The organism is Candidatus Nealsonbacteria bacterium (genome assembly GCA_026396195.1).
In the GTDB taxonomy this organism is placed as follows: domain Bacteria; phylum Patescibacteriota; class Minisyncoccia; order Minisyncoccales; family JAGGXC01; genus JAPLXH01.
Genome location: JAPLXH010000007.1, coordinates 1 through 17,556, shown reverse-complemented (window position 1 = coordinate 17,556; position 17,556 = coordinate 1). Strand labels below are relative to the sequence as shown.

The window sequence follows — 17,556 nt, the reverse complement described above, 5'->3', positions numbered from 1 at the left end:
GAGTTTATCGAAGTGGTAGAATAAAAGAATATGAAAAATAGATTATCAATAATATTAGTTTTAACTGGGACGATTTTTGCTGGGTATTTGATTTACTTTTTTTACCCTGATTATTTATCAGATTTATATATTAAAATTATTCTAGTTCTACATATGGTAGATAAAATTTTATTTATTTGGTCCCTATTACGTCAATTTATTATTTGGATTTTTCCAATTATATTTGGTTTAATTGCAATTATAATATCGTTTAAAAAACCAATTATTAGTGGATTGTTAATGATTACTGGAGGTAGTATACTTTTATACCAGTTTATTATTTATTACTTTTTATATGGGAAACATGACTTTTATTATCTTTTTTTAATTCCCGCTACGCTTTTAATCACGGGAGGGTTAATAATGCTTTTTGGAAATAAAAAATCTTAGTTAAATTTATAGATTAAAACAGGCTCTAATATGGTTCGGCAGGAGGCCGCTAATAAAGCGGTTTTTTTTGATAAAAGGCTTTTATTTTTCAGCAAAATATGTAAAATGAAACAATGGAAAATTTAATGGAAAAAATAGTATCTTTAGCTAAAAGAAGGGGATTTATCTTTCCCTCGTCTGAAATTTACGGCGGATTTGGGTCTTGCTATGATTTTGGCCCTCTTGGCGTTGAAATGAAGAAAAATATCAAAGAAGCCTGGTGGCAAGAAATGACCAAAAACAAAGAAAACATCGTGGGTTTGGATGCGGCAATTTTAATGTCGCCCAAGGTTTGGGAGGCATCCGGACATTTAGCCGCCGGGTTTGCCGATGAACTGGTGGAATGTAAAAAGTGCAAAAAAAGATTCAGGGCCGACCAAATAGATAAAAATTGCCCGGAATGTGAGGGAGAATTAGCCAAACCGAGAAAATTCAATTTAATGATGAAAACTTTCGTGGGACCCGTAGAAGAAGAAGCCTCAAAAACCTATTTAAGGGCGGAAACTTGCCAGGGAATTTATATGAATTTTTCCAATGTTTTATTCTCTATGCGTTTAAAAATTCCTTTCGGTATTTGCCAAGTCGGCAAAGCTTTCAGAAACGAGATTAATCCCAAGGATTTTATTTATCGAACCCGAGAATTTGAGCAGATGGAGCTTCAATGGTTTTGCAACCCCAAGGAAGCGGATAAGTGGTTTAATTTTTGGAAAGAAGAAAGAATGAAATGGTATTTGGCTTTGGGGGTTAAAAAAGAAAATTTGCGTTTTAAAGACCATGAGAAAAAAGATTTAGCTCATTATGCCAAAGCCGGCGTTGATATTGAGTATAAGTTTCCCTTTGGCTGGAAAGAAATTGAAGGCATTCATAATCGGGGAGATTGGGATTTATCTAATCATGCCAAAAACAGCGGCCAGGATTTGAGTTATTTTGACGAGGGAACCAAAGAAAAATATATTCCCTATGTTATTGAAACTTCGGGCGGAGTAGACAGAACCTTTTTAACTTTTTTAATTGATGCTTATGAAGAAATTGAAGGCGGAAGAACTGAAACCACCAAATCTGCCAAAGAAAGCGAAGCTATTCTTAAATTAAACAAGCAATTATCTCCGATAAAAGCAGCTGTTTTTCCTTTGGTAAAAAATAAGCCTGAATTAGTCAAAAAAGCAAAAGAAATTTATAAAATATTGAAAAATAAATTTAATTGTCAGTATGATGAATTGGGCTCAATCGGGCGCCGATATAGAAGACAAGATGAAGTAGGCACTCTGTTTGCGATAACGATTGATTTTGAAACTTTAGAAAAAGATGATGTGACTGTCAGAGACAGAGATACGATGAAACAGGAAAGAATAAAAATAAAAGATTTAGCCGTTTTTTTAACCGACAAAATTAATGTATAAAAAAACTACTCTTTCGAACGGATTAAGAATAATTACGATTCCGATGAAAGGCACCAAGGCGGTGACTGTTTTAGTTACAGTGGGGACCGGCTCAAAATACGAAACCAAGGAAAATAACGGCATTTCTCATTTTTTAGAACACATGTCTTTTAAAGGAACAAAAAAGCGCCCCAGTTCTTTAGAAATAAACGAAACAATAGACAGAATCGGAGGGTTCAATAACGCTTTTACCGGTAAAGAAGAAACCGGTTATTGGGCAAAAGCAGATTCAAAATATTTAGATTTATTGTTGGATTGGGTTTCGGATATTTTATTAAATTCAAAACTTGGAGAAAAAGAAATTGAAAACGAAAAAGGAGTGATTGTTGAAGAGCTAAATTTACGTTTTGATACGCCGATTGTTTATATCGAGGATTTTTGGGAAGAGATGCTTTATAAAAATCAGCCGGCTGGTTGGTCGTTGGGCGGGGAAAAAGAAAACATAATGAAACTTAAAAGACCTAATTTTTTAGATTATTTAAAAAATTATTATTCTTCAAAAAATATTATAATTTGTATTGCCGGGAACATAAACTCAAAAATTGTTGAGAAAAAAATTAATAAGTATTTTAAAAATATAAATACAAGAAATCCGAAGTCAAAATTAAAAGTAATTGAAAAACAGAAGAAACCCGAAGCCGCGCTTCATTTTAAAGATGCCGGCCAAACCCAGATAGCCCTGGGAGTAAGAGGGTTTAATCTTTTTCAACCCCAAAGAATTGCTCAAGCGCTACTAGCTAAAATTTTAGGAGGATTTATGAGCTCCAGGCTTTTTATCTTAATGAGAGATAAAAAGGGGCTAACTTATTATGTCAGAACTTCATCAGAATCTTACACCGATACTGGTTATTTGGTTACTTGGACTGGGGTAGATAATAATAGGGTTGAGGAGGCAATAAAATTAATCCTTAAAGAATACCAGTCTTTTAAAAATAAAAAGATAGATAAATCCGAGTTGCAAAAAGCAAAAGAAAACATAAAAGGAAATTTGACCTTGTCTTTGGAATCTTCTGATGCTCAAGCTTCTTTCTATACTGACCAGGAATTATTAACCGGTAAAATTTTAAATCCTGAAGAAATATTTAAAAAAGTTGATGCAGTAACCGTTGGCGATATTCAAAAATTAGCTAAAGATATTTTCAAACCGGAAAAATTAAACTTGGCTTTAATCGGGCCGTTCAAAAATAAAGAAAAATTTAATAAATTATTAAAAATATGAGCAACATTGAAATAAAAAAAATAGATATTTCTTGGTCGGCAATTTTTAAAATTTTAGCGGTAATTATCGTTATTTATTTTCTTTACTTAATAAAAAGCTTGCTTGTCTGGTTCGTTTTTGCCTTGGTTATTTCTATTTTATTTGAACCGGCCATTGAAATTTTGACAAAAAGAAAAATTTCCAGGCTTTTTGCCGTAATTTTTGTTTATTTTTTGATCTTTAGTGTTTTTAGTTTGGCTATTTATATATCCTTGCCATTTTTAATTTCTGAAATTCAGCATTTTTCTCAGGTTTTCCCGCAAAAGTTTCCAATTTATTTTGAAAAAGCTTCTCCGATATTTCAGGAGCTTGGATTGGAAAAAATTTCAAGCACTGGAAACGTTTTAGACATTATTAAAAAACATTTTCTGGGAATGAGCCAGGATATTTTTAGCACTGTTTTAATTATTTTTGGCGGTATTTTTTCCGCTTTTTTTACCGTCAGTATGGCTATTTTTATATCCTTGGAAAAAAATTTCATAGAAAGAATTTTAAAATTTTTTCTTCCTAAAAAATACGAAGAGCATTTTTTAAGCCTTTGGAAGAATTCGAAAGAAAAAGTCATCGGTTGGTTTTTGATGAGGATTGTGGGTGTTATTTTTATTGGTTTAAGTTCTTGTTTGGCTTTCAGGCTTATAAACATTGACTACCCGGTTTCCTTAGGAGTTCTTTTCGGTTTATCGGATTTTATTCCAATCGTTGGTCCGGCAATAGCCGCAATTATAATTTTTATGGTGGTTTCGGTAGATAATATTTTTAAGGGAATTTTAATATTAATAGCAATGTGGTCGATTGGGGCAATTGAAAATATGGTTTTGTTTCCGGCAATATCTAAAAAAATGATAAATGTTTCGCCCCTTTTAGTTTTAGTTGGGTTGTTTATTGGCGGAAAAATTTGGGGCATCGCCGGAATAATTTTATTTGTTCCCTTGCTGGCAATTTTATTCGAGTTTTTTAAAGATTTTTTAAAAGAGAAAAATAAACTGGTAATCTAAAATGGGCATTTTTTATATCGTTGCCACACCCATCGGTAACCTGGAAGACATAACCTTGAGAGCTATCAGGATTTTAAAAGAGGTTGGTTTGGTTTTGTGCGAAGATACCAGGGTAACTAAATTTTTATTGGAAAGATTAAATATTAAAGCTCAACTTTTAAGTTATCACCAGCATAGCCAGCAGGATAAAATAAGCTATATTCTGGAAAATTTGAAAGAAAAGAACATAGCATTGGTAACAGATAGCGGAACTCCGGGAATTTCCGACCCGGGAAACAAACTAATTGAAGAAGCGCTAAAAAAATTTAAGGATGAAATAAAAATTATTCCTATTCCTGGTCCTTCGGCTTTAACAGCCCTGGCGAGCGTATCGGGTTTCCCAATGGATAAGTTTTTATTCTTAGGCTTTCCACCAACCAAGAACAAAAGAAAGAAATTTTTTGACAGAGTTGTAAGCTCTGAAGTGTCCGTTATTTTTTATGAATCTTCTTATAGAATTTTAAAGAGTTTGGGCGAGCTTGAAGGTTTAAACCAAAATTTAAAAATTGTTGTCGGTCGAGAACTGACCAAGAAATTTGAAACAATTTATCGGGGAGAAATTAGAGAAGTGATAGAAAAAATAAAAAAAGACCCGATAAAAGGAGAATTTGTGGTAATTACAAAAAATGATTAAAAAACCTAAAAAATTTTATATCACAACCAGCCTCGCCTATACTAATGCTTTGCCTCACATTGGTTTTGCCTTGGAATTAATACAGGCTGACGTTTTAGCGCGTTACCATCGTGTTTTAGGTGAAGACGTCTTCTTTTTAACCGGCACAGATGAGCATGGAACAAAGGTGGCCAGAAAGGCCGAGGAATCAGGAAAAAATCCAAAAGACTTTACGGACGAACTTTCAAATAAGTTCAAGCAATTAGCGAAAGTTCTTAATTTATCAAATAATGATTTTATCAGAACCACGGACCAAAAACGTCATTGGCCGGCGGTTCAAATTGCCTGGAAAAAATTTGAAGAAAACGGAGATATTTATAAGAAAAAATACAGAGGTCTTTATTGCGTGGGGTGCGAGGCTTTTATAACCAAAAAAGATTTAGTTGAAGGTAAGTGTGAAATTCACCAAAAAGAGCCGGAAGCAATAGAAGAAGAAAATTATTTTTTTAAACTTTCAAAATATTCAGAAAAAATAAAAGAACTTATCAAGAAAGATGAAATTAAAATAATTCCCGAGGAAAGAAAAAATGAAATGTTGAGTTTTGTTGAACAGGGATTGGATGATATAAGCTTTTCCAGGCCCAGAAAAGATTTGGAGTGGGGGATTCCCGTGCCGGGTGACGACAGCCAAACAATATATGTTTGGGCAGACGCTTTAACGAATTATATTTCCGCCTTGGACTATCCAAAGGGAAAAAATTTTGAAAAATTCTGGCCGGCAGATATTCATTTTTTAGGAAAAGATATCTTAAGGTTTCATTCAATAATTTGGCCGGCGATGCTTCTATCTTTAAAACTACCTTTGTTTAAAAAAATTTTTGTTCATGGTTTTATTACCTCTGATGGGCAGAAGATGTCAAAATCATTAGGGAACGTGGTTAACCCGTTTGAATTAATTGAAAAATACGGAACTGACGCTGTCCGTTATTTTCTATTGCGGGAAATTTCTCCAACTCAAGACGGAGATTTTACTCACGAAAAATTTAAAGAAAGATATAATGCTGATTTGGCTAACGGCGTGGGAAATTTAATAAGCAGAGTATTAACCTTGATTGAGAAAAGATTTGACGGAAAAATACTAAAAAGCTTAAAAAAAGAGCCTAGTTTGTTAATAGAAAAAAAAGAAAATTATAATAAGTTATTAGTTGATTTAAAAATAGACCAAGTCTTGAAAGAAATTATGTTAATTTGTTCTGATTTGGACAATAGAATTGATAAAGAGCAAATTTACAAAGCCGATTCTCTGGTTTTATCCGATGCGCTTTATATTTTTGCTGAAACCATTAGAATTTGGGCTTGGCTGGTTTCACCTTTTCTGCCGGAAACCGCAGATAAAGTTTTTGAACGGTTGGGCTTAGATATTAAGAAAGAAAAGAATAAAAAATTTGAAGAAGCTATAAAATGGGGCGGTTTGAAACCAGGCACTAAAATTAAAAAAGGAAGCCCCTTATTTCCAAGAATTTAATGAGAATAAAACAAAAAGAAGGGCGAAAGCTCTTCTTTAGTTTGGACTTGAAAAAATAGTTGAAGTATGTTAAAGTATGGTTGTAGTTCTTTAAAAGACGTAAAAAAGCAAGGAGTCTTCTGACGGTAGAAATATTTATTACTTAAATGGATTAATATGTATTTCCGCCGTCAGAAGAAAAATTTCAAAATTTTTCGTGAAAAACGGCAGAAACAAGGATGTGAACAATGATGAATAGAGGAGATGATAGAAAAAAAAATAGGCAGAACGAAGGAACAGCGTACGTCTATACAGATATGGAAACCGGCAAAAATCCCCTCAAAGAACTTTCTGGAATCCCAGAAATTGCAATATGCGAAGGTACTAGATACGACACAGTGATTACGGTTGACGGAAAAAAGATAGGTCTAGAGCTAGTGGCAGATATTTTAGCCACAGAAGGGATTAATGGGCAACCAGGTAGAATTTTGTGGAGCAATGTTGATAAAACATCAAAAAAAGCAGTGATGGAAAGAATCAAATCAAACGGAGTCGATATGCAATGTGTAAAGTGCTGATCCTATTAAGGTTAGAAGCGGTAAGTGGTGCGGTCATTGATGTTAAGGAGTTTAACAAAGAAATAAAGAAGTTGCCAAACGTTAAAGATGTTTTTCTTGACACTCTTCCTGGAACCGAGATGAAACAACTGATGATTGCTGTTAGCGAGAACCCAACAGATATATCCGATGCTATAAAAGAAATCGAAGAAAAAGGAGAAAAGATAGAAAATCCTAAAAAATTTAACATAGGAGAATGGGTCGCTCAAAAAACCAAGGATATAATCAAAGAGATCACGCAAGAAGAAACTGCCGTAATCGATACCGCAATTTTGGAAAGTATCGACTAAAAAGGATGGGATGAAACACTATCCTTCCCTTCTTTCTTTTTTATCTATATAACGGCCTAAAATATTTTTTAGCGCCGTTCTTCTTTTTTAGATTGAAACAAGTTTTCCATTAAACTAAAATAAATTATTATGTTAATTGATTCCCACAGCCATCTTAATTTTTCGGCTTTCAAAGAAGATAGAGAAAAAATCATCAAAGAATGTCTGAAAAATAATATTTGGATGATAAATGTTGGCAGCCAATACGATACTTCCAAAAAAGCCGTAGAAATTGCCGAGCAATACGAAAAAGGAGTTTATGCAGCAATCGGGCTTCATCCAATTCATTTGGATACTGGTTTGGTAAAAATGAGAATAGATGAGGAAGAGGTAGAGTTTAATAGTAAGGAAGAAAATTTTGATTACCAAAAATACAAAGAATTAGCCAAGTCCAAAAAAGTGGTAGCTATCGGAGAGACCGGATTTGATTATTACTGGAGGCCGAAAACAACAGCAAAAAAAGAACTATTCAGGCAAAAACAGAAAGAATTGTTTTTGGAGCACTTAAAACTGGCGAAAGAATTACAATTACCTGTAATTTTTCATTGTAGGATGGCTCAAAAAGATTTAATCAAAACGCTTTTGGAAAACTCGGAATTAAAACCGCAAAAAGCCGTAGCCCATAGTTTTGTGGGTAATAAGGAAGATCTTAAACAATATTTGGATTTAGGATATTACATCGGATTCAACGGAATAATTTTTAAAAAAATACAAGGAATTAATTTTGAAGAAGTGATCAAAGAAACGCCATTAGAAAAACTTTTAATAGAAACAGATTGTCCTTATTTGGCTCCTCCGCCCTTTTTAGGGGAGAGGAACACTCCTATATATGTAAGATATGTTGCAGAGAAAATAGCCCGGATAAAAAATAGAAAAATTGAAGAAATTGAAGAAATAACTTCTCAAAACGCCAAACAATTATTTAATATTTAATTTTTAATAATTAATAAAAAAAAAGTTAGAAACCGCCGCCGATTACTGGCGGCATTGTTATTGACAGATTATTAAAAATGTGTATAATATTAAATTTAGAAGGAGGTTGGATGAGGTTCATTCAACCAATGAGCTCTTTAAAATAAGAAAAAAAGGAGATGAGAAAATATGGCAAAAAATGGAAATTTTGGGAAGACCTTATGGATGTTAGCGCCGACAACACTTTTATTTATAATCAGTCTGGCGTTATTAGCTGGAGATGGCTTGGCCGAATTGGGCGGATGCGTAATGACTATAATCTTTTTTATAGTCTGGGTTATAACCATAATCTTCGGAACGAAATTTTTGTTTGGCGAAGGAAATGGAGCAGAGATAATATTTTTATGGTCAATTCTTTTGATAGAATTAGCAGTACATATGTTTTTAACTGCTCCCTGGTATCAATGGCTGGCAATGTGGTTCCACATAAATCCCTGGGTACTGGAAGCAATAATAATAAGCTTTATAATCGGCTTATTATTAGGACTAGTTTTTATAAAAAAAGACTTGAGGACAGCTCTTTCTGTTGGAATTATAACTTTTTTGATTGCCTGCGTTATTCTTATGGTAATTTTCAGCGTTCTATCGGGAGGATATGCAAAATGCACCGTATATGAAAAATTAGCGACAGAAGAAATAGCCGATCTTCCGGCAACCGATGATAACTATACTAGGACAGCTCCGATGAAAACATCAGACAGAATGGCAAAAGACACTTGTCAAATTCCTCAATTTAGCCCGGAAACCCCTCCTGACATTACAATGATTGGAGATATTCCCCATTTCGGTTATGTTTTATCTCCGGACGGACCTTTTAACCATTACACCGAAAAATCAACGGGAATGGTTTTCGTGGATATGACGACCATCGATAAAAGAGTTTTCGTAGAAGAAATCTCTTTAGAGTACGCGCCGGGCCAAGCAGTAAAAGATGATATCTATTGGCAATTATTTTTCAGAAATTACTGGATTAACGCCGAAAGAACAAAGCCATTAATCTACAACAACAGCGGCACAAAAGAGTATTATCTGGCAGTTCCCTACATTACTTACGAAACCAGGTTTACTTTCCCAATTTGGTATACTATTCCAAAATGGGGCGGAGTTTTCTTGGTAGACTCAGAGGGGAATATCGAAGATTTAAGTCCGGAACAGGCAAGAAACCATCCGGTATTAAAAGGCCAATCGCTCTTTCCGGAAAAATTAGTTCTGGAATATGTTGATAGCCAGAAATACTGGAAAGCTAACAATTCTTGGTGGGACGCAGTGATGAATGTTTGGGTCAGGCACGAGCAAGAGATTGTAGTAACGGATGTATCAGGACAAGGAAACCAGCAGCCGTTTCTTTTAAACACGGTTGATGGTTTTAAATGGGTGGTTTGCACCGAACCTTGGGGCGGATCTCGCGGAATATACAGAATTTTCTTGTTTGATGCCAGAGACGAAAATGTCAAAGTTCAAGTGAAAAAGTATTCGAGCGGTAATGAACTGGGACCTGTAAAAGCCTGTGATTATGTTCGAAAGAACAATGCGATGGTCGATTGGTCTACTTTTTCGGCAATAGAGCCCATACCCGTAACTCCCTTAAAAAGAGTACTATGGGAAGTTAGAGTAGTTCCGGCCGATGGAAGTGGAATTTCATATATCGCTTTCGTGGATCCTATCAACGGCAAGGTTTGCGAGTTTAAGACCGATGAAGAAATCAGAAACTTCTTAGATAAAGGCGAAGAACAGTTGCCGCCACCCGCATCAGGCAGAGAAATTCAGGGCATGGTGATTGACGTCCACGATTATATCCAGGATGGAAACACCAGGTGGTTAATAACCATTGGGCAGGAAACAAATCAGACGATAAACTATGTTCTAACTTGCGCCAGAGTAGAAGACTTTGACCTTCAAACGAGAGACAAGATAGAAAATCTCCAAATAGGAGACGAAATAACAGTTATAATCGCAGAGAATAATATTATACAAGAGTTGCAAACATCTCCATAACACACCTTTTTCTTTCTTTTTTTAATGGTGTGTTTTTTTATTGACTTTGAATTTAAATTATAAGAAGATAAAAGCATAATATTATATATTTTATGTGCGGAATCGTAGGTTATATTGGTAAAAAACCAGCACTTCCTATTTTAGTTTCAGGATTAAAACGGCTTGAATACCGAGGCTATGATAGTTTCGGTTTTTTTGCTTTAAATAAAAGCGAACATTTTCTTTTGAAAAAAGTCGGCAAGATTTCCGAATGGGAGAAAAATTTATTGGACATCAGTTTTGCGGGAAAAATAGGCATTGGCCATACTCGCTGGGCAACCACCGGAGATGTCACGGAAGCTAACGCCCATCCCCACTTTGATTGCACTAACAACATTTTTTTAGTGCACAACGGCATAATGGAAAATTACGAGCAGATTAAAAATAAACTAACAAAAGAAGGCCATTCTTTTGTTTCTGAAACCGATACGGAAGTTTTTTGTCATTTAATTGAAAAATATTTTCAAGGTAATTTGGAAGAAGCGGTAACGCAAGCCCTGAGAGAAGTCAGGGGCAACTATGGCATTGCCGTTATTTCCAAAAAAGACCCTAATAAAATTGTTTTAGCCAAATTTGGCGCCCCCCTTTTAGTCGGGGTTTCCAAAGACGAGTATTTTGTGGCTTCCGACCCGGCCGCCATGGTTTCTTATACCCGCCAGATAATTAATTTAGACGACAATGAAGTGGCGGTAATATCTCCGGACAACCATTTTCTTTTAAAAGAAAAACCCATAAAACAGATTGACTGGGAAATCCAGGAAGCGGACAAAAAAGATTATTCTCATTTTATGTTGAAAGAAATTTTTGAAGAACCGGATGTTATTCAGGAAGCAATCAGGGGAAGAATGGAGTTGGAAAAAGGCATAGCGAGATTGGGAGGACTGGAGCAAGCGCGGGAAAGATTAAATAAAATAGAAAAATTAATTTTAGTCGGTTGCGGGACGGCCAGATACGCGGCAATGGTGGGAGAGTGTATGTTTGAAGAATATGCTCAGCTTCCCACTAAAACCGAAATTGCTTCAGAGTTTCGTTACAGAAAACCGATTTTAGATGAAAAAACGGCAATTTTAGCAATTTCCCAATCAGGCGAGACAGCTGATACTCTTGAAGCAATAAAAGAAGCAAGAAGAAAAGGAAGCTTGGCTTTGGGCCTTGTTAATGTAGTGGGCTCTTCAATGTCCAGAGAAACGGATGCCGGAGTTTATAACAGGGCCGGAGTGGAAATTGGAGTGGCGGCTACCAAATCCTTTGTTTCCCAGCTTACCATTTTAGCCTTGATGACGGTTTATTTGGGCAGAAAAAGAGAAATGAGCTTTGTTACTGGCAAAAGAATTCTTGAAGAGCTAAAAAAATTGCCGGACTTCGCCCGAAAAATTTTAAAACAATCCGATTTCATAAAAGAACTTGCCAAAAAATATTCCGGATATCGAAATTTTTTTTATCTTGGGAGAAAATATAATTATCCCGTTGCTTTGGAGGGTGCTTTGAAATTAAAAGAAATCGCCTGGAAAATTCACGCCGAGGGCAATGCCGGCGGGGAAATAAAGCATGGCTCTTTAGCTTTGATTGACCAGAATGTTCCCACTTTTTGCATTTGCACTTCGGATTCAGTTTACGACAAAATGAAAAACGCCATTGGCGAGATTAAATCGCGCCACGGAAAAATATTAGCTATTGCCACCGAAGGCAATGAAGAAATTAAAAAAATAGTCGACGACGTAATTTATATCCCAAAAACCCTGGAAATGTTGACCCCGATTTTATCAGTAATCCCCATACATTTATTCGCCGCTTATTTGGGATTAGAATTGGGTTTGGATATTGATAAACCTCGAAACTTAGCAAAGTCGGTGACAGTTGAATAGAGGTTCGCTTCGCCCGTCCGAATCCCGAGCGCAGTCGAGGGAGAAGGAGGGAGTCCAAGCTCCGCAGCAATTATATATTTGGCGTCAAAGACTAGGAAGTACTAAATAAATGAATTTATTAACAAAATTAGAAAAAAAATATTTAAAATATTTAGCGGAATTATTAGATTATGGAGTTTTACAATTAAATAGATTGAATGGAACTAAATTTCAATTTGGACATCTTCCAAGTTTTTTATTATATAATCATATTGCAATTCATAATTATTCGGAAGCGGTATATTTGTTATGTAAAGATTCGAGACTACACTCTGCATATGTTCTTCTTCGAAGTATTTTCGAAGCGCATACGAATGCTGAATATATAAAATTTGGAGATTCTGAAAGAAAGTTATCATTATTCGCAAAAGAGGGCTTTATTGTTAGAAAAAAAATTGCAGATTGTTTTGATCAATTTATTAAAAAATATCCCCAAAAGAAAGAATCCATTTCTGTTTTAGAAGAAAAAAACATAAATAAGATGAAAGAATTTTCGGGAAGTCATATTAAAGGAATAGATAACGCCAATAAATTGAATCAAAATGAAGAATATCCGGATATTCTTAGAAGATCGATAGAAATTGATAAAAATTCATTAGATATAGAAGAGAAGGGAAATAGCGAGCTTTATTATCATTTAGTTTATAGATATTTATCGCCATATGCGCACTTAAATTTATTTGGGCTAGAAACGTTTGTGGATGAAGGAATCGATGGGGACATAAAATTTATATTAGGGCGGTCAAATAATGTTTCTACTATTATAATGCAAACATATGCATATTATTTTGTGTCATTAAATGGTCTTTTTGAAAAGAAAATTTTGGATGGCGAAATAATAGAAAAATATAAAAAATATTTCAAAGAGTTTAAAAATAATCGTGATTTAAAAACATCGGAGTGAAAAATTATGGAAAATATTGTTAATGCAATAATATTAAAAGATAACAAACTTCTAACCATTAAAAGAAAAATAGATCCTTGGCCAGGCATGTATGGATTACCAGGGGGACACATTGAAGAAGAGGAAAATAGAATAGAATCTCTAAAAAGAGAATTAAAGGAAGAGATAGGTCTCGAGATTAAAGTTAATGGATCAGACTTTCTTGGAATTGAAACATTAAGACATGAATCAAGAGAATTTAAGATTTTCTTTTATAAAGCCGAAATTGTCGGAGGAGAAGAAAAATCCCAGAAAGAAGAAGTTGAAGAAATAAAATGGTTTGGTTTTGATGATTTTGTTCAAAATCTTAAAGAATTTAAATTTTCTCCTGACTATATAAAAAGAATTTCTAATATAGCAAAGTTAGGGGGTTGTCATTCGTAAAACAGGTTTTAACCTCGTCGAAGCCCCGCAGCCGTCATATGCTAAGTCAGGTGACCGAGACACATTTACTTTTTTTATTGTAATGTCATTGAAAACTAAAAAAGAAATAATAAAAGATCTAGAAAAAACTGGTTTTCCCCTCGAAGTTTTTGTGGCATCGGAATTAGAGAAAAAAGATTGGATGGTTTATAACGGTTATTTGTACATAGATGAAGAGACCGGCCAATCTCGAGAACTAGATCTCCACGGAGTTAAGGTTGATTTGTGTTATGCAAATAATATTATTGAAAAAGTAGATATTGGAAACGCTAATAAGCTTGTATCACATTTAGTTGTGCAATGTAAAAAAAGTGATAAACCATGGATATTTTTTGATAATGGTGGAATGAGATGGCCTACTATTCCAGACGAGTGTCTAAAATCTAAAAAGAAAAAATTTAATGAAATGCTTTTCGATGATTTAGAAATTTTCGGTTTGAAAGATTTTTGTCTTAAAGATGCTATACTTCATAAAAGTTATCATGAAAGTTTTTCAAAACCCAATCAGAATAGTAAAATATATGAAGCACTCGTGACTTTAGTTAAGGCCACAAAATATATTAAAAAAAGATATGGATTGGGAAAGTACACTTTGCATTATTTTATGCCTATTATAGTGCTAGACGGGATGCTTTGGAGTGCTAGTTTAAATAAAAATTTTTCAGTTTGCGTAAAAAAAGTAGATAATTTATTTGTTGTTTTTGAAACTTTACCAAAACTAGATAACAAAGGGATGTCTTTTGAAGAAGAATATGTAATTGAAGTCATAACTCGTAAGGCTTTTGCTAAAAAATTATTAGATATTCAAAAAGATAATAAAAAACTATACAAATGTTGGACTAATTTTATTAATTCAATTAAACGCCCCGACCGAGGCGCGTCACCAGAAGAGTCTAAAAATCGCTGAAATTCCCTTTAAAATCTCGGTTCTAGACCGAGGATGCCAGCTATCCTTCGCCAAGGCTACGGAATAGCAAGCAAAAATAAGTCGCCAATCAGGCGCCTGCCTGCCGGCAGGCAGGGTTTTTTGTTTGACAAAATAATAAACTTGGATTAGAAGAAGTAAGGAGGTAGAAAATAATGAGATCGTTGAAAAATAGTATTGTGAAGGTGGCATGCCTGATATTAATAGCAATGATAATTGCGGCCCTTTTTGCGCCGTGGCTGTTCCCGGATTATGCAGAAAGAATACAAGAATGGGTGATTGGCATCATTTTATTGGGTGCGGTCATAAATACAATGTATTTTATGGTCATCGGGAGCCACAAACCCGACACCGATTCTGCAGAGGCTCGGATCCTGGCAAAAATTTATGAGTTTCCCGTCGTAAGGATGGAGCCTGTTTGGGTAAAAAAATTAATCGAAAGTCTTAAAGACAAATTTTCCGAAAAAGAAATTCGCGAAGCGGAAAGCAGGCTTTATGGGTCAGAAATAATAAGTTATTGCAAGGTAGATGGTAGTGATAGCGAATACTGTTACCTCATTGAAGATAAGCGAGTAATGTACCTTGCTGAAATGATTTATGACAGAATAAACAAGAAGCACAAAAAAGCGCTCAAATATATTAAAGATCTTGGTTATCCTCTAGCATATTCGGGCGAGAAAACAGCAGAGATATGTAATAGAGAAGATCATTTCTTAGAAGTAGTGGATCCATATCGGAAAACGCTACTGAGCGTTCCTTCTTCCGATCTTCGGAAAATAAGAGCAGTGTTCGAAAAATGCAAAAAGAAAAGTTACTTTACCAGCAATAGCGCCAAAGGAATAGTTGGTTTAGCCATCGACAACATAAAGAGAGAAGAAGACATCAGACGACTTGAGAAACCATATAGAGACTAACAATCTCTATTTTTTTTATTCCCTTAAATTTTAAATTGACAAATCATTTGTTTAGAGTAGAAAGAAATAGGAGCGTGAACTAATGGAAGAGGTTTTAATTTCAACCGTAGAAGATGTTGATAGGGCAGGTGAAACAGGAGCGATCTTTATAGGATACACTAAAAGATCCGGCGAGAAGAAATACTACCAAATATTTATTACTTCTGGCAGAAGAATAGAAAAATATAAGAAAGAATTACCAGGCTCACAGATCGCTGCACTTAAGGTCGACGGACGACTGCAATGTCTTGTTAAGATAGAGTCTTTTGATAAAAAAGGTTATCTGAAAGATTGGAAAAAAATAGGAGAGGGGCATTGTACTCTCAGCGAAATAGTGGCGTTTCAAAACAATCTACCAATAGCAAATTAACAAAATAAATCTAAATTGGGTTTTTGCCCAATTTTTTTATTTAAACTTCTACCAAACAGGTTCTAACCCTTCAATAAATTCAGAGCAGGCGTAGTTCACTAGGGGACCCCCATTCTTCGACAGAGTTTATGGTGAGTTTATCGAACCACTCAGCGCAAGCAAACAAATCGCCAATCCGGCGGTTTTTTGTTTAGATTTGACTTTTCGAATAAAAAATAATAATATTAAAAATAGTTCATAATATGAAGGAGGTATAAAATTGTCAAAAATTTATTTAAGGCACAAAACCAGCTTGTTATCTGCTGAGATTAAGGAAAAAGCGGACAATTTAATCGAAGAAGCTTTAGGAAAATACAAAGATCAGGTTTCTGATTTTCGAAAAGAATGGAAAGGGAATACTTTAGTGTTCCTATTTAAAGTCAAAGGTTTTTTTGTTTCTGGCGAGGTTACAATAGAAGACAATTTAATTATAGTTGAAGCGAAAATACCTTTAGTGGCAGCTCCATTTAAAAGAAAAATTGAAACTAAATTTTACGAAAAAGCGAGAGAGTTGTTTCCTTAAAACATTAGAAGTAAAAGAGATTGAAAAAAGTTCTTTCTCTTTTTTATTTTGACAAAAAAAATAATAAATTGTATTATTTTTTTGGAGGTGATTAGTTATTAGAAAAGCAGGCATTGTGGCGTTTGCGTTCGGAGTTCCTTACAATATTAGATCTAATCGACTTATTGCAAAGATTACATTGGATAAAGCTAAGGAAATCAAAGCATCCATCTATACTCAGTTTGATATTTCTATCAACCCCGGAGAAGGAGATATTAAGGATATTAAGGTGGTGTATACCGAAGAGACGCAAGGTAATTCGCCTCCAACCCTGAGAATAGCAAGAGGAGCAGTTTACTGGGCGGAAGCGTTAGAACTTGAAGAACTTTGGATAGTTGCTGCCGTACCGCATCTTTGGCGCTGCGAAAGAGATCTTAAATATGCAGTAAGGGAAGTCGGATTACAAATTGACATACATATTTGTGAGGATGTTTATAAATATCCTGAAGACGAATGGTATTGTTTTGAATCTAAACAAATACGCACTCGTTCTCAAAAGGATTGGAAAAAAAGAGAAAATAAACTCAAAAAAATGCCAATGTTTATCTACAAACGCATTGCCAAATAAACTTTTAAAACCCTGTGTAGATTTTTCTGCTCAGGGCTTTTTTATTTATTGCCAATCAGGCGTCTGCCTGCCGGCAGGCAGGGTTTTTTAGTTTGACAAATTTGGTGATTAAAGATAAAAAGAATCAAGAGTTTTTTTAAAAGGAAGTGGAAAAAATGAAAGATATTGTTTTGGGAGAAATTAAAGAAAACACAATCGTGACATTGAGGTTAGCTAGAGGAAAAATAAAAGGCAAAAGAATACAAATAGGTTTATTGCACGATTCTAATGCAGAAAAAAACCAACCGTTTTATTTTGTAAACGTACAAAGATTATTGTGGTGGAGGTTTGCAATTTTGGGGACGGCGAAATCTTTTAATTATCAAGATAAAGAAAAAGAGAAAGAAGACGCAAATAAATATTTTTCATCATTGATGGAAAAATATAATTTAACAGAGGTTCATTGAAAACCTCTTTTTTATTTGACAAATCAATAATTTAATATAAAAAGAAGTTGGAGGTAGAAATAATGGGATATAAGCCAACTCTTGGCGGGCTAAAGATAGCCCAAGAATACCTTAAAAAAGAGGGATACCCCTTGCCAGTATTCCAGGTAAATATT

The 17,556-nt window shown here is 34.5% G+C and carries 19 protein-coding genes; all 19 read left to right on the top strand.

Annotated features, from left to right (window positions below; genetic code table 11):
• Positions 1 to 30 precede the first annotated feature (30 nt).
• The 19 genes from NTU58_02505 to NTU58_02415 all read left to right on the top strand — a co-directional run bounded on the left by NTU58_02505 (position 31) and on the right by NTU58_02415 (position 17,401).
• Positions 31 to 429, top strand: coding sequence for a hypothetical protein (locus NTU58_02505; GenBank protein MCX6764557.1), 399 nt, complete (start codon positions 31 to 33; stop codon positions 427 to 429).
• A gap of 113 nt (positions 430 to 542) precedes the next feature.
• Positions 543 to 1,868: a glycine--tRNA ligase gene (locus NTU58_02500; protein ID MCX6764556.1), complete on the top strand. Its 1,326-nt coding sequence runs from the start codon at positions 543 to 545 to the stop codon at positions 1,866 to 1,868.
• Positions 1,861 to 3,126, top strand: a complete 1,266-nt coding sequence (locus tag NTU58_02495; GenBank protein ID MCX6764555.1) for a pitrilysin family protein — start codon at positions 1,861 to 1,863, stop codon at positions 3,124 to 3,126. Before NTU58_02500 ends, NTU58_02495 begins: the two co-directional genes overlap by 8 nt.
• Positions 3,123 to 4,160, top strand: coding sequence for an AI-2E family transporter (locus tag NTU58_02490; protein MCX6764554.1), 1,038 nt, complete (start codon positions 3,123 to 3,125; stop codon positions 4,158 to 4,160). Before NTU58_02495 ends, NTU58_02490 begins: the two co-directional genes overlap by 4 nt.
• Position 4,161: 1 nt before the next feature.
• Positions 4,162 to 4,833 (top strand): 16S rRNA (cytidine(1402)-2'-O)-methyltransferase, encoded by a 672-nt coding sequence (rsmI, locus tag NTU58_02485; GenBank protein ID MCX6764553.1) that lies wholly within the window; start codon positions 4,162 to 4,164, stop codon positions 4,831 to 4,833.
• Positions 4,826 to 6,337 carry a class I tRNA ligase family protein gene (locus NTU58_02480; GenBank protein ID MCX6764552.1) on the top strand — a complete coding sequence of 504 codons (1,512 nt, stop codon included), beginning with the start codon at positions 4,826 to 4,828 and terminating at the stop codon, positions 6,335 to 6,337. Before rsmI ends, NTU58_02480 begins: the two co-directional genes overlap by 8 nt.
• Before the next feature lie 227 nt (positions 6,338 to 6,564).
• Positions 6,565 to 6,894, top strand: coding sequence for a hypothetical protein (locus NTU58_02475; GenBank protein MCX6764551.1), 330 nt, complete (start codon positions 6,565 to 6,567; stop codon positions 6,892 to 6,894).
• Positions 6,879 to 7,223 (top strand): hypothetical protein, encoded by a 345-nt coding sequence (locus NTU58_02470; protein MCX6764550.1) that lies wholly within the window; start codon positions 6,879 to 6,881, stop codon positions 7,221 to 7,223. The genes NTU58_02475 and NTU58_02470 overlap by 16 nt, the downstream gene beginning before the upstream one ends.
• Before the next feature lie 129 nt (positions 7,224 to 7,352).
• A complete protein-coding gene (locus NTU58_02465) occupies positions 7,353 to 8,195 on the top strand; it encodes a TatD family hydrolase (GenBank protein MCX6764549.1) in 843 nt (280 codons plus the stop codon).
• Positions 8,196 to 8,363: 168 nt separating this feature from the next.
• Positions 8,364 to 10,229 (top strand): hypothetical protein, encoded by a 1,866-nt coding sequence (locus tag NTU58_02460; GenBank protein ID MCX6764548.1) that lies wholly within the window; start codon positions 8,364 to 8,366, stop codon positions 10,227 to 10,229.
• A gap of 92 nt (positions 10,230 to 10,321) precedes the next feature.
• A complete protein-coding gene (glmS, locus tag NTU58_02455) occupies positions 10,322 to 12,133 on the top strand; it encodes a glutamine--fructose-6-phosphate transaminase (isomerizing) (protein ID MCX6764547.1) in 1,812 nt (603 codons plus the stop codon).
• Between the two features lie 109 nt (positions 12,134 to 12,242).
• Positions 12,243 to 13,076, top strand: a complete 834-nt coding sequence (locus NTU58_02450) for a DUF5677 domain-containing protein (GenBank protein MCX6764546.1) — start codon at positions 12,243 to 12,245, stop codon at positions 13,074 to 13,076.
• Between the two features lie 6 nt (positions 13,077 to 13,082).
• Entirely contained in the window at positions 13,083 to 13,499 is a 417-nt protein-coding gene (locus tag NTU58_02445; protein MCX6764545.1) for an NUDIX hydrolase, read from the top strand.
• A gap of 88 nt (positions 13,500 to 13,587) precedes the next feature.
• Complete coding sequence (locus tag NTU58_02440; protein MCX6764544.1) at positions 13,588 to 14,445, top strand: hypothetical protein; 858 nt, start codon at positions 13,588 to 13,590, stop codon at positions 14,443 to 14,445.
• A 173-nt stretch (positions 14,446 to 14,618) separates the two neighbouring features.
• Positions 14,619 to 15,377, top strand: coding sequence for a hypothetical protein (locus NTU58_02435; protein ID MCX6764543.1), 759 nt, complete (start codon positions 14,619 to 14,621; stop codon positions 15,375 to 15,377).
• An 82-nt stretch (positions 15,378 to 15,459) separates the two neighbouring features.
• Entirely contained in the window at positions 15,460 to 15,786 is a 327-nt protein-coding gene (locus NTU58_02430) for a hypothetical protein (GenBank protein ID MCX6764542.1), read from the top strand.
• 259 nt (positions 15,787 to 16,045) lie between these two features.
• Positions 16,046 to 16,348, top strand: coding sequence for a polyhydroxyalkanoic acid system family protein (locus tag NTU58_02425; protein ID MCX6764541.1), 303 nt, complete (start codon positions 16,046 to 16,048; stop codon positions 16,346 to 16,348).
• A 178-nt stretch (positions 16,349 to 16,526) separates the two neighbouring features.
• Entirely contained in the window at positions 16,527 to 16,955 is a 429-nt protein-coding gene (locus NTU58_02420; GenBank protein MCX6764540.1) for a hypothetical protein, read from the top strand.
• Positions 16,956 to 17,110: 155 nt separating this feature from the next.
• The gene (locus tag NTU58_02415) at positions 17,111 to 17,401 is read left to right on the top strand and encodes a hypothetical protein (protein MCX6764539.1); all 291 of its coding nucleotides are present in this window, start codon (positions 17,111 to 17,113) and stop codon (positions 17,399 to 17,401) included.
• Positions 17,402 to 17,556 lie beyond the last annotated feature (155 nt).

Excerpts from the sequence above, each read along its gene's own strand:
- NTU58_02505 (MCX6764557.1), top strand. The coding sequence starts at position 31 with ATGAAAAATAGATTATCAATAATATTAGTTTTAACTGGGACGATTTTT.
- NTU58_02500 (MCX6764556.1), top strand. The coding sequence starts at position 543 with ATGGAAAATTTAATGGAAAAAATAGTATCTTTAGCTAAAAGAAGGGGA.
- NTU58_02495 (MCX6764555.1), top strand. The coding sequence starts at position 1,861 with ATGTATAAAAAAACTACTCTTTCGAACGGATTAAGAATAATTACGATT.
- NTU58_02490 (MCX6764554.1), top strand. The coding sequence starts at position 3,123 with ATGAGCAACATTGAAATAAAAAAAATAGATATTTCTTGGTCGGCAATT.
- rsmI (MCX6764553.1), top strand. The coding sequence starts at position 4,162 with ATGGGCATTTTTTATATCGTTGCCACACCCATCGGTAACCTGGAAGAC.
- NTU58_02480 (MCX6764552.1), top strand. The coding sequence starts at position 4,826 with ATGATTAAAAAACCTAAAAAATTTTATATCACAACCAGCCTCGCCTAT.
- NTU58_02475 (MCX6764551.1), top strand. The coding sequence starts at position 6,565 with ATGATGAATAGAGGAGATGATAGAAAAAAAAATAGGCAGAACGAAGGA.
- NTU58_02470 (MCX6764550.1), top strand. The coding sequence starts at position 6,879 with ATGTGTAAAGTGCTGATCCTATTAAGGTTAGAAGCGGTAAGTGGTGCG.
- NTU58_02465 (MCX6764549.1), top strand. The coding sequence starts at position 7,353 with ATGTTAATTGATTCCCACAGCCATCTTAATTTTTCGGCTTTCAAAGAA.
- NTU58_02460 (MCX6764548.1), top strand. The coding sequence starts at position 8,364 with ATGGCAAAAAATGGAAATTTTGGGAAGACCTTATGGATGTTAGCGCCG.
- glmS (MCX6764547.1), top strand. The coding sequence starts at position 10,322 with ATGTGCGGAATCGTAGGTTATATTGGTAAAAAACCAGCACTTCCTATT.
- NTU58_02450 (MCX6764546.1), top strand. The coding sequence starts at position 12,243 with ATGAATTTATTAACAAAATTAGAAAAAAAATATTTAAAATATTTAGCG.
- NTU58_02445 (MCX6764545.1), top strand. The coding sequence starts at position 13,083 with ATGGAAAATATTGTTAATGCAATAATATTAAAAGATAACAAACTTCTA.
- NTU58_02435 (MCX6764543.1), top strand. The coding sequence starts at position 14,619 with ATGAGATCGTTGAAAAATAGTATTGTGAAGGTGGCATGCCTGATATTA.
- NTU58_02430 (MCX6764542.1), top strand. The coding sequence starts at position 15,460 with ATGGAAGAGGTTTTAATTTCAACCGTAGAAGATGTTGATAGGGCAGGT.
- NTU58_02415 (MCX6764539.1), top strand. The coding sequence starts at position 17,111 with ATGAAAGATATTGTTTTGGGAGAAATTAAAGAAAACACAATCGTGACA.